This is a genomic window from Pseudomonas sp. I8001 (assembly GCF_013385345.1).
GTDB lineage: Bacteria > Pseudomonadota > Gammaproteobacteria > Pseudomonadales > Pseudomonadaceae > Aquipseudomonas.
Genome location: NZ_JACAQC010000056.1, coordinates 1 through 13,949, shown reverse-complemented (window position 1 = coordinate 13,949; position 13,949 = coordinate 1). Strand labels below are relative to the sequence as shown.

Here is a 13,949-nt window from a genome sequence, read left to right as displayed (position 1 = left end):
CCTACAGGTGTGCGCCTTTTACCGTAGGCGCCGGCTTGCCGGCGATCACTGCGCAGCAGTGCCAATCAGCCCAGCGATGGCGAATGCTCCAGCAATGTCTGCGTATACGCCGCCTGCGGCTGATCCAGCACGCTATCCACCGCGCCCTGCTCCACCACCCGCCCGACCTTCAGCACCAACACCCGGTCGGCAATCGCCCGCACCACGCCCAAGTCATGGGTGACGAACAGCAACGTCAACCCGTCCCGCTGCAACTGGCGCAGCAAATCCAGAATCGACGCCTGCACCGAGACGTCCAGCGCCGAGGTGATTTCATCGCAGATCAGCAGCTTCGGTTCGCACACCAATGCCCGGGCAATTGCCACGCGCTGGCGCTCACCGCCGGACAGGCTATGGGGATACAACTCGCCCACCGAAGCCGGCAGCGACACCCGCTTGAGCACCGCCTCCACCCGCTCACGCGCGGCACTGCCTTTAACCGCAAAGAAGTGCTCCAGCGGTGCGCTCAAGGTTTGGTACACCGTCTGCCGGGGATTCAATGCCCGGTACGGGTTCTGGAAGATGTACTGAATCTGGTGCCGCAAGCCCGCCTCGCGCTGCCGTGCCTGTAATGGCAGCGGTTGCCCCGCGTAACGCAGCTCGCCTTCGGCATTCTCCCCCAACCCGGCAACGGCCCGCGCCAGGCTGGTCTTGCCGGAACCGGACTCGCCCACCAGCGCCAGGCACTCCCCCGGCAGCAATTGCAGGGACACGTCAAACAGCACCTGGCGGTCGTACGCCACGTTCAACCCGCTGATTTCCAGCAAGGCCTTGTCGGTGCGCGCGTCCACCGCAGCAATCGGCGCCAGGGCGATGCGCTGCAACGGCTGACCATGGGGTGCAAGACACGCCACTTCATGCCCTGGCGACAGCGGCTGCAATAGCGGTTCCTGCTGCGAACACCCTGCCCGAAAACGCTCGCACCGCGGCCCGAAGCCACAGCCTTGAGGCCGCTGCCCAGGCGCGGGGGCATGCCCGCCAATCGCCCGTAATTCTCGGCGCCCGGCCACATCGGGAATCGCCGCCAACAAGCCCCGGGTGTAGGGATGGGATGGCCGACTGAACAAGGCGTCCCGAGTAGCCGTTTCAACAATCCGCCCGGCGTACATCACCATCACCCGGTCCACCAGGTCCTTGATCACCGCCAGGTCATGGGACACATACACCGCCGCCACGCCCTGGCTTTTGCACAAGCGGCGCAAGGTGGCGAGGATATGCGCCTGGGTGGTGACGTCCAGGGCGGTGGTCGGTTCGTCCAGCACGATCAGCCGCGGTTGCAGCACAAACGCCAGGGCCAGCATCACTCGCTGTTGCTGGCCGCCGGACAGTTGATGAGGGAAGCGGCGCAAGAACTGCGGGTCATCCGGCAAGCCGACATCACGCAAGGTTTCAATGATGCGCTGTCGCTGCGCCGCCTTGTCCAGGCGCAGTTGATGCACCGCCAGGGTTTCATCCAACAGGCTGCCAATGCGCAGCGCCGGGTTGAGCGCCGTGGCCGGGTCCTGGGCGACATAGCCGATCAGGCTGCCACGGGCACGGCGCAACGCTTCACCTTCCAGGCCCAATAACGCCTGGCCCGCGACATGCACCTGGCCACCGACAATCCGTGCGCCGCGTCGGGCATGGGCCAGCAGCGCGGTAGCCAAGGTGGTCTTGCCGGACCCCGACTCACCCACCAGCCCGAGGATTTCCCCGGCTTCCAGGCTGAAGGACACGCCGGACAACACGTCCACCTGCCCCGCCAATTCAACCCGCAAGCCACTGACCTGCAGCACCGTCGTCGTCATCTGCGCGATTGCATTCATGGCTGTTTTTCTCCCAGGCGTGCGCTGCTGCGGCCGATGCCTTCAGCGAGGATATTGGTGCCATAGGCAAACACGCCGATCAGCACGGCGGGGGCCAACACCGCCCAGGGCTGCACCAGCAACCCGGCCTGGTTTTCATTGATCATCAAGCCCCAGTCCGCCGCCGGCGGCGCCACGCCATAACCGAGGAAGCTCAGGCCCGAGAGCATGCCCACCCCCCAGGTCAGCATGTTGCCAAAGTGCACCAGCAACGGCGTAAGGATGTTCGGCAGGATCTCCTTGAACAGGATCCGCCGCCGCGAGTAGCCCATCATCTGCGCGGCCTCGACAAACTCCTGCCCCGCCACTGCCACCGCGCTGGCCCGCGCCAGGCGGATCACCCCCGGGATAAACGCAATCGACACCGTGAGCACGATCAACCACGGCGCGCGGCCGAGCATCGAGACAATCAACAGCACCAGAATCAGGTCGGGGAACGCCAGGGACACGTCCGCCAGCCAGGTGATCAACTGGTCCAGGCGCCGCCGCGACAGCCCCGCAAGCAAGCCGAGAGTACTGCCGACGGCCAGGGCAATGCTCGCCGCCGCCACGGACATCCACAGCACCGAGAGGCCGCCGCTGAGCAGCCGCGACAACACGTCATGCCCCAGGAAGTCATACCCGAGCAGCGCCCACCCCGTGGGCGCGCCGTACACCGGCCCGACCATGTCCGTCGAGCCATGGGGCGCCAGCAACGGACCGAACAGCGCCACGGCAATGACCAGCAAGGTGATCAGCGCGCCCTTGCGGGTTTGCGGTTCGGCCAGCCAGCGGGAAATTCGCGTTTTGCTCATGCATCACCTCGGGAGCGCCGCCACCACGGGGTGATGCCCCGGCGGTTGCGCGAAATCAGGGTCACGCGACGGGCCGTGCGCAGCTTGGGCGTGAGCAGCACCGTCAACAGGTCGGCCAACAGGTTGATCAGCACCACCGCCAGGGTGATCACCAGCACGATGGCCTGGATCATCGGCAAGTCGCGCATCTGGATCGCCGCGTTGAGGGCGGTGCCGATGCCGGGGTAACTGAAGATCACTTCGGCCAGCACTGCGCCGCCGATCAGCGTGCGCAAGGTCAGCGCCACGCCCTGGATCGCCGGGACCAGCGCGTTGGGCAAGGTATGCCGCCACACGATCCGCCAATGGGGAATGCCCCGCAGCCGTGCGGCGATCACGTAGTCGGACTCCAGCGCGTCGATCATCGCGGCGCGCACCATGCGCGTGAGGTACGGCAGCGCCGACAGGCTCAGGGCCAGAACCGGCAGCACCAGGAACGGCAACTGGCGCCGCAGCAACTGATCCGGGTCGAGGATCGACACCGCCGGCAACCAGTCCATATGCGGCATGGAAAACAGCAGCACCAGGCCGATGGCCAACAGAAAGCCCGGCGTGGCCTTGAGGAAAATCAGCAACGACAGGCTCCAGCGGTCGAGGTGGCTGTCGCGGCGCAGCGCCAGGTACACACCGAGGCCCAGCGCCGCCGGCACCACCACGGCGATCACCCCGGCGAGCAACGCCAGGGTGTAGCCGAAACGCCCCCACAGGATGCTGCCGACCGGCGCGTTGGAATCCAGTGACACCCCGAGGTCGCCACTCAGGGCCGAGCCGAGCCAGCGCAGATATTGCCGCAGGATCGGTTGGTCCAGCCCCAGTTGATGTTGCAGGGTGAGGATGCTTTCCAGTGGCGCGTCGGGGCCGAGGATCACCCGGGCCGGGTCCGATGGCAGCGCCTGGGTGGCGATAAACACCACCAGGCTGATCACCCACGCGGTGAGCAGGCCGTAGCCCAGGCGGCCGATAAACCACGATAACCAGGCCGGCGTTCGCAGGGGTTTAGACATGGTTCAACCACAGCTCGTCAAAGCGCCAGGAGGCGAAGGTGGTCTGTTCCGGCGCAAGGCCGCCGACCCGTACCGAGGCGGCGTCCAGCACATCGTTGAAACCCCAGATCAGCAGGCCACCGCGTTCGTGTTGAATCTGCTGGGCCTCGTGCACCAGGCCTTTGCGCAATTGCACATCCGGCTGGGCCAGGGCCTGGCGATACAGCGCATCGAAACGCTGGTCATGGAAGTTGCTGCGGTTGTAGATCGCCAAGGGCGCGTCGTTGTGCAACGCCGATGCGAGGAAGCCACGGGCCGGGGTTGAACCCGGTGAGAGTTGCCACTGCTCGCGCTGCGGGCCGTTGAATACCGCGCCGTCGACCTGGGTCACGCGAACCTCCACGCCAGCCTTCTTCGCCTGTTGCGCAAACACCAAAGCGGCATTCACGCCGGCGCCGGACGGGGTCGTCAGCTCCACCCGCAGATCGGTCTGCCCGGCCTGGCGCAGCAGCGAGCGCGCTTGCTCAAGGTCATGGGGGCGCTGCGCAATGTCGTGGTTGTAGGTGGGGTCGTGGGGCGAATACAGGTCATTGGCGATGCGCCCGAAACCGTTGAGGCCCCGGTCCACCAACTCTTGCCGATCAGCCAGCAAGCGAAACGCCTGGCGCACCCGTACGTCGTCAAACGGCGGCTTGGCCAGGTTCAGGTTGAAGCCGGTAAACGAGGTGCTGGGCGACACGCACAGCGACAGGCGCGAGTCGGCCTTGAGCAGCGCGCTGTGCTCGGCCTGCACGCCGCTGGCGACATCGATCTGCCCGGCACGCAATGCGGCCACCCGCGAGACCTGGTCCTTGAATTCGATGATTTCCAGTTCGTCGGCATAAGGCTGGCCGGGTTTGTAGTAATTCTCGAACCGGCTGTAGAGCGAGCGCTGGCCGGGCACGAAGCGCTTGAGTTTGTAGGGGCCGGCCCCCACCGGATTGGTGATGGGGTCGTAGTCGGTGGGCACGATGCCGCCGAAGCTGATCAGGGTTTCATCCAGCGGGAAAAAGCTCTGGCCCTGTTTGAAACGGATTTCGATGGTGCGCTCATCCAGCTTGCGCAGCGCATTGCGGTCGATGGCGCCCACCAGTCCGGCAAACGGCGAGGCAAGTTTCGGATCGGTGAGGCGCAGCAGCGAGAACAGCATGTCGTCGGCGCCGATGGTCTTGCCGTGGTGGAACTCCAGGCCCGGCTTGATGCGGATGGTCCAGGCGCTGGCATCGGCGTTCGGCTCGGCGAACTCGGCCAGGGCCAGGCGGGTACTGACGTCGGTGTTCCATTCCCAGAACTTGCTGTACAGCGCCCAGCCGCGAATGATCCCGCCGCCCACCGGCTTGTGGGCGTCGAGGTTGCCGGACTGGTCGCCGTCGATAATGCCGATGCGCAGGCGTCCGCCGGTGGTCGGTGTGGTCGACAACACCGCCGCCGGCGCCGCCCCGCTGTCACAACCACCCAGCAGCAAGCCGCCGCCGATGGCCAGGCTGTTGCCGAGAAACACTCGGCGGGAAAATCCTTCGCTCATCAGCTACGCCTCTTGCTGCTGCACGGCGTTCAGACGCGGCACATCAAAACCATGGTCCAGGTCGAGCAACGGGAACAGCAGGTCTGCCACCCGGTGCGCCTCATCGATCAGCGGGAAACCCGACAGGATGAACGCCGAGGTGCCCTGGGCTTCGTACTCACGGATACGCTCGGCCACTTGTTCGGCGCTGCCCACCAGGTAAGTGCCGGCGGCCGGGCCGAGGATGTTGAAGCCGAACAGGCTCGGGCCGAGCCACACGTTGGGGTAGATCTCCAGCTCGCGAGCCGTGGGCAGGCGGCCGGCGCGAATGGTCTCGACGTTGCGCTGGGTTTGCGGGTCGTCGCTGTGGTAATCCTCGAAGCTCACCCCGGGTGGCAACTGACGCTCGATGGCATTGCGCGCAGTTTGCAGCGAGGTGCGTTGCAGCAGTTTCTCGGCGTGGGCCCAGGCTTCTTCTTCGGTCTCGCGTACGATGATTTGCAGGCGGGTACCGAAGGTCAGCTCACGGCCGATCTTCGCGGCTTCGGCGGCGACCTTGCGGAACTTGTCCCCCAGCTTTGGCGGCGTATTGGCGAAGCTCAGGTACACGTCCAGCAATTGCACCGAGTGTTCCACCCCTGGCCCCGAGGTGCCGGCGCCCCACAGCGGGATGCCCGGTTTCTGGTACGGCGGATGCCAGCCGCCCAGCGGATGCTTGGCCGCTCCCGGCGCACGCGGTGCCAGCTTGATGTATTGGCCTTCATAACCCCGAGTATCGCCGGCATAGAAGCCCTGGAAGGCGCGCCAGTATTCGAGGCTGAAGGCGTAGCGCTCATCGTGGGGGTAATGCACGCCGAGGGTCGCCAGGCCCGCATCATTGCCATTGACCACGTTGAACAGCAGGCGGCCATTGGAGAATTGGTCGAAGGTCAGGGCCCACTTGGCCAGGACTGCCGGTGACAGCTCGCCCGGGTGTTGCGCCACCAGGAAACGCAGGCGCTGGGTGGCGTCGATCAGCGAGGCGGCCACCGCCAGGCTTTCGTTGGGGCTGGAGCCCAGCAGCGAGCCGTAGAAACCCAGGCGATCACTGGCGACCGCGAGTTGCTTGAGGTGCTGGAAGTCGGTCTTCCAGCGCCCTTCGGGCTCCCAGGGATAAGGGCCGTCGGGGGTGGTGAGGTACCAGAGAATTTTTACCGCCATGACAGACATCCTTGAATGGAACCGCCCCTTGTAGGAGCCGGCTTGCCGGCGATGACGGTGGCACATCCAACAGGAATGTCGCCTGATGCACCGCTATCGCCGGCAAGCCGGCTCCTACAGGGGTCGTGGTGGTTTCAGTCACCGTGATAAGGGTGTGTTCAGTTTTTGCGGTCGATGGCGGGGACCAGGCCCAGCGCCGTGGCTTGCTCAAACAACCCACTCATCTTCCACTGCTGGGTCAACACCCCCGGCCCGTATGCCCGCGAACCGCCCAGGGCATCCGCCAGCAATTGCAGTTGCGCGCCCTCTTCCAGCAACAGGATGAACTCAGCCGTGGCCCGCAACCCCTGCTTGCCCCACACCGTGGAGCCGCCGTTGGCTTCGAGGATCGCCAGGTTGAAGGGGTTTTCCGCGATCTTGTCGAGGATGAAGTCCACTTCCTGCTGGCGACGGTCGATGTACACCGGCAGTTCCCGCGCCAACTGGTAACGCTGCACCGGCACGTAATGGAACGGCAGCGTGCGGTGGGTCTGGGCCCAGGCCCCAAGGTACGGCGAGTGCACGTGGGAGACGGTGGTCACGTCTGCATGCTGCTGGAACAGCTTGGTGTAGCGCCCCAGGCCGCCCTTGCCCTTGCCGACAATCACGTTGCCGGCAAAGTCGGTGACGGTGGCCTGCAGCGGCTTGTGGTAGTTCCACGGGCCGCCGTAGTTGACCGACACCAGCAGTTCCTGGCCCGGCACGCGCTCAATAAAGCCCACGGTGCCGTTGGCGGTGATGGTGTTGGTTTCGCGGAAGACCGTGAAGGCTTCTTCGGCTTCCAGCAGGACCTTGTCGATAAAGGCCTGCAGTTCCTGGGTGATCGGTTGGGCGTGGACAATGGCAGTCATGGCAATTTCTCCGGGTTCAGGCGCGGCGCTTGGCCAACAGTTCATGGGCAGCTTGCAGAGGGCGCGGGTCGACCCAGTCGGCGATCGCAAAATCGCGCTCCAGGAAGCCGTGCAGGTACAGGAAGTCTTTCTGGATGCCGAGGAAATCCAGGCGCTCGGCCGACAGGTCCGGCGCCAGGGTGGTATGGAAATCACCGCGATAGGCCTCGGCCACACCGGCACTGCCGGCGCGGGTTTCTTCTTCGAGAATCGCGTTCAGGCCGTCGCGATTGTTCGCGGCCCAGTCAGCCGCGTTCAGGGTTTGTGCGAGGAAACGCACCACCAGGTCAAAGTGGTTGTCCAGCAGGCTCTGGTGGACAGTGATCGGGCGCGGCGTGCCGTTGTTGATGCGGTAGCGCGGCTCGGCGATCAGGTCCAGGTCGATGCCCACCACCAGGCCCAGACGGCGCGCGGCGTCGGCGGCCGAAGCGCCCTTGACGTACACCGCGTCCACTTCGCCGCGCGCCAGGTAATCGAGGCCCGACCACAGGCGTTGCAAACCTTCCTGTGGGTTGGGCGCCTGCTCCTGATCGTGCAGCGCGACCTCCACCAGTTGCACATCATCAAAGCCCAGGCCGACCAGGCTCAACGCGCCTTTGTAACCGTGCAGGCTCATGGCCCGGGCGATGCTCCCCGGACGGCTATCACCCCAGGCCGGCAAGGCCAGGCGCTTGCCTTTCAAATGCTCGGGACGCGTGATGCCGGAGTCCGGGCGGACCAGGATGGTTTGCCATTCCTCGATCCAGGTCAGGCCGATCAAACGGCTCGGCGCGCCGGCGGCACGGGCGGCCAATGCCGGCACATTACCGCCTTCGCGAAACAGCCCCGGCAGCTCGTGATCGTAGTGGTGATGGCCCAGTTGACGAGCCTCCTGCAAGGTCGAGACCGGCAGGCCGTCGGCGGCGAATTCGTCGCCCAGCCAACCGAGTTTGTAGGCGATGCCGGAGGCGGTCGGTACCGGGCAGCGGGTAAACCAGATCTGCTCAAGCGCAGGCTTGGGCAGGATCGCGGAAAGGGTCATGGGCAGCTCCATTGAATTGGGCAAGGCAGTCCATGGAGGTATTGCAGAGGCCGTGCCAATTGGCCAAAGCCCCGGTTTGCAGGGCTTTGGCGCAAAGAGTCGAAGTACTGTTGCTGGCCTGTCAGCAGCGCTGCTGCTGGCCCAGCAGTCACCCGTTCGCCACTGCTGCCCCAGCAACACTCCGTTATCGCAGGCCCCGCCAGGGGTGGTTTTCGGCATTGGCGCAGAACTTGCTCAAGGCACCTTCAATGCCCGACATCCAGCGCAATCCCCTGTAGGAGCTGGCTTGCCAGCGATGGTGGTTAACGATGACGTGTACTGACGGGTTTACGCGGTGCACTTGAGTCCATCGCTGGCAAGCCGGCTCCTGCAGAGGGGCTTAAACACACGGGCCAAATCAGGGGAAGAAACTATGAGTACGTTCGAACAGGTACCGGTACGCCAATTGCACAGCGAGGCCGAAGCCATTGCCGCAGCCAAGGAAATCGCCGTGGAGATCGCCGCGATTGCCGCCGACAGCAGCCAGAACGGCCAGTTGCCGTGGCGCCAGGCGCAACTGCTGTCCCAAAGCGGCCTGACCGCCATCGGTGTGCCCAAGGCATTCGGCGGGCTGGGGGCTTCGGTGCAAACCATCGTCGAAACCGTGCGCCTGGTCTCGGTGGCCGATGGTGGTGTGGGCCAGTTGCTGCAGATTCACAACGTGATGCTGCGGGGCATCTTCAACGGCTATCCGGATGCGGTGCGTGATCGCCTGGTGGCCGATGTGCTGGCCGGCAAGCGCTTTGGCAACGCCCTGGCGGAAGTCGGCGGCAAGAACAAGTTCGCCCTCAAGACCCGCGTCGAGCGGCGTGCAGATGGCAAGCTGGTACTCAATGGCAGCAAGTTCTACTCCACCGGTTCCTACCTTGCCGAATGGATCTCCCTGACCGCGGCCTCGGATGACGGCGGCGCCGGCGTGCTGCTCAACCGCAACGCACCGGGCCTGACCCTGGTGGATGACTGGGAAGCCTTCGGCCAGAAAAACTCGGTCAGCGGCACGGTGAATTTCGACAATATCGAGCTGGATGAAGACTTCGTTTCGAAGCGCAAGGGCCCGATGAAACGCACCGGCCTGACCTTCCCGCAGATCCTGCATGCGGCGATCGATACCGGGATTGCCTCGGGCGCGCTGACCGCGGCGGTGGAGTACCTCAAGCACAACGCCCGGCCCTGGGTGGAAAGCGGCGTGGACCACGCCAATGAAGAGCCGCACATCATCAAGCAGATCGGCGAATACGCGGTGGCCCTGCGTGCAGCCGAGTCGCTGTTGCGGGATGCGGCGCGGGTGTTCGACGCACATGAGCTGGACCCGGAGAACAAGGAACTGCAGGACGAATTGATCCTGTCGGTGGCCACGGCACGGGCGCATTCGGACAGTGCTTCGTTGAAGATCTCCAGCGATATTTTCTCGTTGCTGGGGGCCAGTTCGTCGCTGAGCAAATGGAACCTCGACCGGTTCTGGCGCAACGCCCGGGTGCATACCACCCACGACCCGATTCGCTGGCGCTTGCACCATGTGGGCAACTACTACCTGAACGGGATTGATCCGGGGGAGTACACGGCGATCCTCAATGCCAAGGAAACCCAGGGCGCTACCACTCGCTAGACCAGCCCAACACATCCCTGTGGCGAGTGAGCTTGGTCCCGCTGGACTGCGCAGCAGGCCCTGTTTTTGGGGTCGCTTCGCAACCCGGCGGGAGCAAGCTCCCTCGCCACAGTTTGGGAAGGATCAATAAACCCAATGAGCTTTTCATGATCGAAAAACACCCCCTTCTGCGCAGCCTGGCGATCTACCGCGAAATGCCCTGGCGCTTCGCTCTGGTCGCCGGGCTGTTCGTGGCCATCAACCTCGGCCTGGTCTGGCAACAATGGCTGATCGGCCATGCGGTCAACGATGTCAGCGCCGGTCGCGCAGTGATCCGCCACGCCGACGGCAGCCTCGATGCCAGCCTTGGCTGGCACTGGCTGTGGCTGATGCTCGCCGTGGCCCTGGGCCGTGGCGCGCTGCAATACGCCGCCAGCGTCATGTCCCTGGTGCTCAGCCAGGAACTGCTGACACGCCTGCGCGAACGCATCCTCGCCCAGGTGCAAAGCCTGCACCTGGGTTATCACTGGCAGCACGGCATGGGCGAGATGATCACCCGCACCACCCGCGATGCCGACAAGGTGCGTGACGCGCTGATCACCTTCTGGCGCCAGGTGGTGGAAACCCCGCTGGTGGTGTTGGCCACCGTGGGCCTGTTGAGCTGGTACAACCCGTGGCTGGGCTTGGTACCGCTGCTGCTGACCGTCACCGGACTGTGGATTTTCGTGATGCAAACCGAACGCCTGGTTGAACTCGACCGCAGCGTCGGCGCGGCCTACGACCGCGTCAACCAGGACCTCAGTGAAGGCATCGGCGGGGTGCGGGTGATCAAATCCTTTGCCCTTGAGCAGAGCCGTATCCAGGGTTTTTCCGAACAGGTTGCAGTGTTCGCAGGCTTGGCCCGCCAGGCGCTGGCCTATTCCAGTTCACGCATTCCGCTGCCCCAGGCGGTGGTAGCCCTCGGACATGTGTGGATCCTGGTCTACGGCGCCCACCTGGTGGCAGCCGGTCAGTTGGGCATCGGTGAACTGGTGACCTCGCTGCTGATCGCCACCACCCTGGTATTTCGCATCGAAGGCATTGGCCGGGTGATGCAAACCTTCGCCGATGCCCGGGCCAGTGCCGAACGTATCTGGCAACTGCTGGACGCCCCCGCAGCGATACGCAGCGGCAGCGCCACCCTGCCCGCTTCGCCCCTGGGGTTGCGCCTGGAGCACGTCAGTGTCAGCGCTCCCGGCGGTGGGCGGGACATTCTGCATGACTGCTCGCTGGCCCTGGTGCCCGGCGAAATTGTCGCGTTGGTGGGCGCCACCGGCACCGGGAAAAGCCTGCTGGCCAGCCTGTTGCCACGCCTCACTGATGTGAGCACCGGGCGCGTGCTGCTGGGCTATGACGGCGCTGGCTGGCAAGACATTCGCGAACTTGACCTCGGTGCGTTGCGCCAACGGGTGCACGTGGTGCCGCAAGAGAGCTTCCTGTTCGCCGGCAGCCTCGCCGCCAACCTGCGCCTGAACGCTCCCGACGCCACTGATGAGCAATTGCTTGAAGCCCTGCGCCTCGCCGCAGCGGACGACATCTTGCTGCGCCTGCCCCACGGCCTGGCCACGCCGCTGGGTGATCGTGGCGTGACCCTGTCCGGCGGCCAGCGCCAGCGCCTGTGCCTGGCGCGGGCGCTGCTGGGCCAACCGGACATCCTGTGCCTGGACGACGCCACCAGCGCCCTCGACGCCATCAGCGAACGGCACGTACTGAACAACCTGCGAGAACTGCGCGGTACCACCGTGCTGGTGATCTCCAGCAAGTTGTCGACCATCCTCCTGGCCGACCGGGTGCTGATGCTCGCGGACGGCAAAATCGCCGCCACAGGCACCCACGCCGAACTGCAACACACCCACCCGCACTACCGCGACCTGCTGGGGATCGACCATGGCTAATCCAATCGCCGGCAAAGCCTTGAGCGATATCGAAATTGAAGAAATGCTCGCGAAAAAGGCCCTCGACCGCAGCATGTTCAAACGCTTGCTGCCGCTGCTCAGGCCAATCCGCCGCTCGATTTTCGCGGTGATCGGCATTGAGCTGTTGCTGGTGTTCACGGTGTTTTTGCGACCCTGGTTCGTGCGTGAACTGCTGGACCGTGGCTTGATTCAGCAGGCCGACCACTGGCTGCTGGACGAGCGCCTGGTGCTATGGCTGGGCGCGGGGCTGGCCGCCAGTTGGCTGGTGCGATTCCTGCTGGCCGGGGTCTCGCAGTTTGTTGCCGGTGGCGCGGCGATCCGCGTGTTGAACGCCCTGCGGGTGCAGGTGTTTGCGCATGTCCAGGGGTTGAGCGTCAGCTACTTCGACCAGACCCGTGCCGGGCGGATCATTTCCCGGGTTGACCGCGACGTGGACGCCCTCGAACCCTTGGTGATCCAGGGCCCGCCTGAACTGCTCGGTGCCTTGCTGCGCTGTGGCCTGGCATCGGTGATGCTGTGGCGTATCGACCCGCGTTTCTTCCTCAGCCTGGTGGCCACCGTACCGTTGCTGGTGCTGGCGACCTGGAGTTTCAAGCGGATCTCCCAGCGCAACTGGGCGCGGGTTGCGGAAAACCGCAGCCGTTTTACCGCACACCTGGTGGAAAGCGTCAGCGGCGCGCGGATGCTGCAGCAGTGCGCCCAGGAGACGCCGAACCTGCGGCGTTATCGCGGGCTGTTGGATGACTTCAACCATGCACTGATTCGCGGCAGCTTGCGCTCGGGGTGGTTTGCGCCCTTTACGGCGCTGCTGAGTTCGGCGGGAATCGCCTTGTTATTGCTGGTGGGCGGCTATGGGCTGGCGGCCGGTGAAGTGTCGGTCGGGCAAGTGGCCGAAAGTCTGTTTTACGTGTTCCTGTTCTTGGGGCCGTTGCAGGAGCTGTCGGACCTGTTTGAACGCTACGCCACCGGATCGGCGTCGGCGCAGCGGATTTTCCTGTTGCTCGATACCCAGGCGCAGATTACCGACAGCGCTACACCGCGCCATTTGGACCGAGCGCGGGGTGAGGTGCGGTTCGAGCAGGTGGGTTTCAGTTATGTGCCAAGTGCGCAGGCGCCGGTGATCAATGGGCTGGATTTGCATATTCCTGCGGGTGAGGTGTTGGCGATTGTCGGGCCTTCGGGGCATGGGAAAAGCACGCTGGTGCAGTTGCTCACGCGGTTTTATGAGGTGCAGTCGGGCGTGGTGCGGCTGGATGGGATTGATGTGCGGGAGCTGGCCCAGCATGCGTTGCGGCGCAATGTCGGGGTGGTGTTGCAGGACAATGTGTTGTTCAGCGGGAGCATTCTGGACAACTTGCGGTTGGCGGCGCCGTTGGCGGATGACGCGACCCTGGTCGCGGCGGCCCGGAAGCTGGGCGCCGATGAGGTATTGGAGCGGTTGCCGCATCAGTACCACACCGAGGTTGGGCCTTTGGGAGCGCATTTGAGTCATGGGCAGCGGCAGCTCGTTTGCCTGGTGCGGGCGTATCTGGCGGACCCGGCGGTGCTGGTGCTGGATGAGGCGACTTCGGCGGTGGACATTCACACAGAGCGGCGGATTCAACGGGCGTTGCGCAGGCTGTGTCTGGGGCGCACGGCGATCATCATTGCCCATCGGCTGGCGACGATCCGGGATGCGGACCGGATTGCTGTGGTTCGGCATGGGCAAGTCGTTGAGCTTGGGGCGCATGATGCGTTGATTGATCGTGGGGGGGCTTATGCGGCGTTGTATCAGACGTATTTGCGCAGTGCACGGGTGGGGGACTTGGTGGCTGGGTGATTGGGGGTATATCCGTTTTTGGGTGATGTTTGAGATTGGTTCCGCTCTTACAGCGGCTCACTTTTGAACAGCCGGAATGCCGGCCCAGTCAAAAGTAAGCAAAACGCTCTTGCCCCACCACTCGGCTCCTCGCCTAGACTCGGAGTGCCCTCACTCCGG

General features: G+C 64.6%; 10 protein-coding genes. 3 read left to right on the top strand and 7 right to left on the bottom strand.

Annotated elements, in window-relative coordinates:
* Window positions 1-65: 65 nt before the first annotated feature.
* The 7 genes from HX839_RS28135 to HX839_RS28105 form a co-directional block, all read right to left on the bottom strand.
* Entirely contained in the window at window positions 66-1,844 is a 1,779-nt protein-coding gene (locus HX839_RS28135) for an ABC transporter ATP-binding protein (RefSeq protein WP_177068039.1), read from the bottom strand.
* Entirely contained in the window at window positions 1,841-2,677 is an 837-nt protein-coding gene (locus HX839_RS28130) for an ABC transporter permease (protein WP_102605256.1), read from the bottom strand. Before HX839_RS28130 ends, HX839_RS28135 begins: the two co-directional genes overlap by 4 nt.
* The gene (locus HX839_RS28125) at window positions 2,674-3,720 is read right to left on the bottom strand and encodes an ABC transporter permease (RefSeq protein ID WP_177068038.1); all 1,047 of its coding nucleotides are present in this window, start codon (window positions 3,718-3,720) and stop codon (window positions 2,674-2,676) included. Before HX839_RS28125 ends, HX839_RS28130 begins: the two co-directional genes overlap by 4 nt.
* Window positions 3,713-5,263: an ABC transporter substrate-binding protein gene (locus tag HX839_RS28120; protein ID WP_177068037.1), complete on the bottom strand. Its 1,551-nt coding sequence runs from the start codon at window positions 5,261-5,263 to the stop codon at window positions 3,713-3,715. Before HX839_RS28120 ends, HX839_RS28125 begins: the two co-directional genes overlap by 8 nt.
* Window positions 5,264-5,266: 3 nt before the next feature.
* The gene (locus HX839_RS28115; RefSeq protein ID WP_177035534.1) at window positions 5,267-6,442 is read right to left on the bottom strand and encodes an LLM class flavin-dependent oxidoreductase; all 1,176 of its coding nucleotides are present in this window, start codon (window positions 6,440-6,442) and stop codon (window positions 5,267-5,269) included.
* Between the two features lie 158 nt (window positions 6,443-6,600).
* A complete protein-coding gene (locus tag HX839_RS28110; RefSeq protein ID WP_177068036.1) occupies window positions 6,601-7,332 on the bottom strand; it encodes a class II aldolase/adducin family protein in 732 nt (243 codons plus the stop codon).
* A gap of 16 nt (window positions 7,333-7,348) precedes the next feature.
* The gene (locus tag HX839_RS28105) at window positions 7,349-8,392 is read right to left on the bottom strand and encodes an ABC transporter substrate-binding protein (RefSeq protein ID WP_177068035.1); all 1,044 of its coding nucleotides are present in this window, start codon (window positions 8,390-8,392) and stop codon (window positions 7,349-7,351) included.
* Between the two features lie 412 nt (window positions 8,393-8,804).
* Here HX839_RS28105 and HX839_RS28100 point away from each other — a divergent pair, with 412 nt between their 5' ends.
* The 3 genes from HX839_RS28100 to HX839_RS28090 all read left to right on the top strand — a co-directional run bounded on the left by HX839_RS28100 (window position 8,805) and on the right by HX839_RS28090 (window position 13,790).
* Window positions 8,805-10,037: an acyl-CoA dehydrogenase family protein gene (locus tag HX839_RS28100; protein WP_177021448.1), complete on the top strand. Its 1,233-nt coding sequence runs from the start codon at window positions 8,805-8,807 to the stop codon at window positions 10,035-10,037.
* 146 nt (window positions 10,038-10,183) lie between these two features.
* A complete protein-coding gene (locus HX839_RS28095) occupies window positions 10,184-11,950 on the top strand; it encodes an ABC transporter ATP-binding protein (protein ID WP_177068034.1) in 1,767 nt (588 codons plus the stop codon).
* The gene (locus tag HX839_RS28090) at window positions 11,943-13,790 is read left to right on the top strand and encodes an ABC transporter ATP-binding protein (protein ID WP_177068033.1); all 1,848 of its coding nucleotides are present in this window, start codon (window positions 11,943-11,945) and stop codon (window positions 13,788-13,790) included. The genes HX839_RS28095 and HX839_RS28090 overlap by 8 nt, the downstream gene beginning before the upstream one ends.
* Window positions 13,791-13,949: the final 159 nt, after the last annotated feature.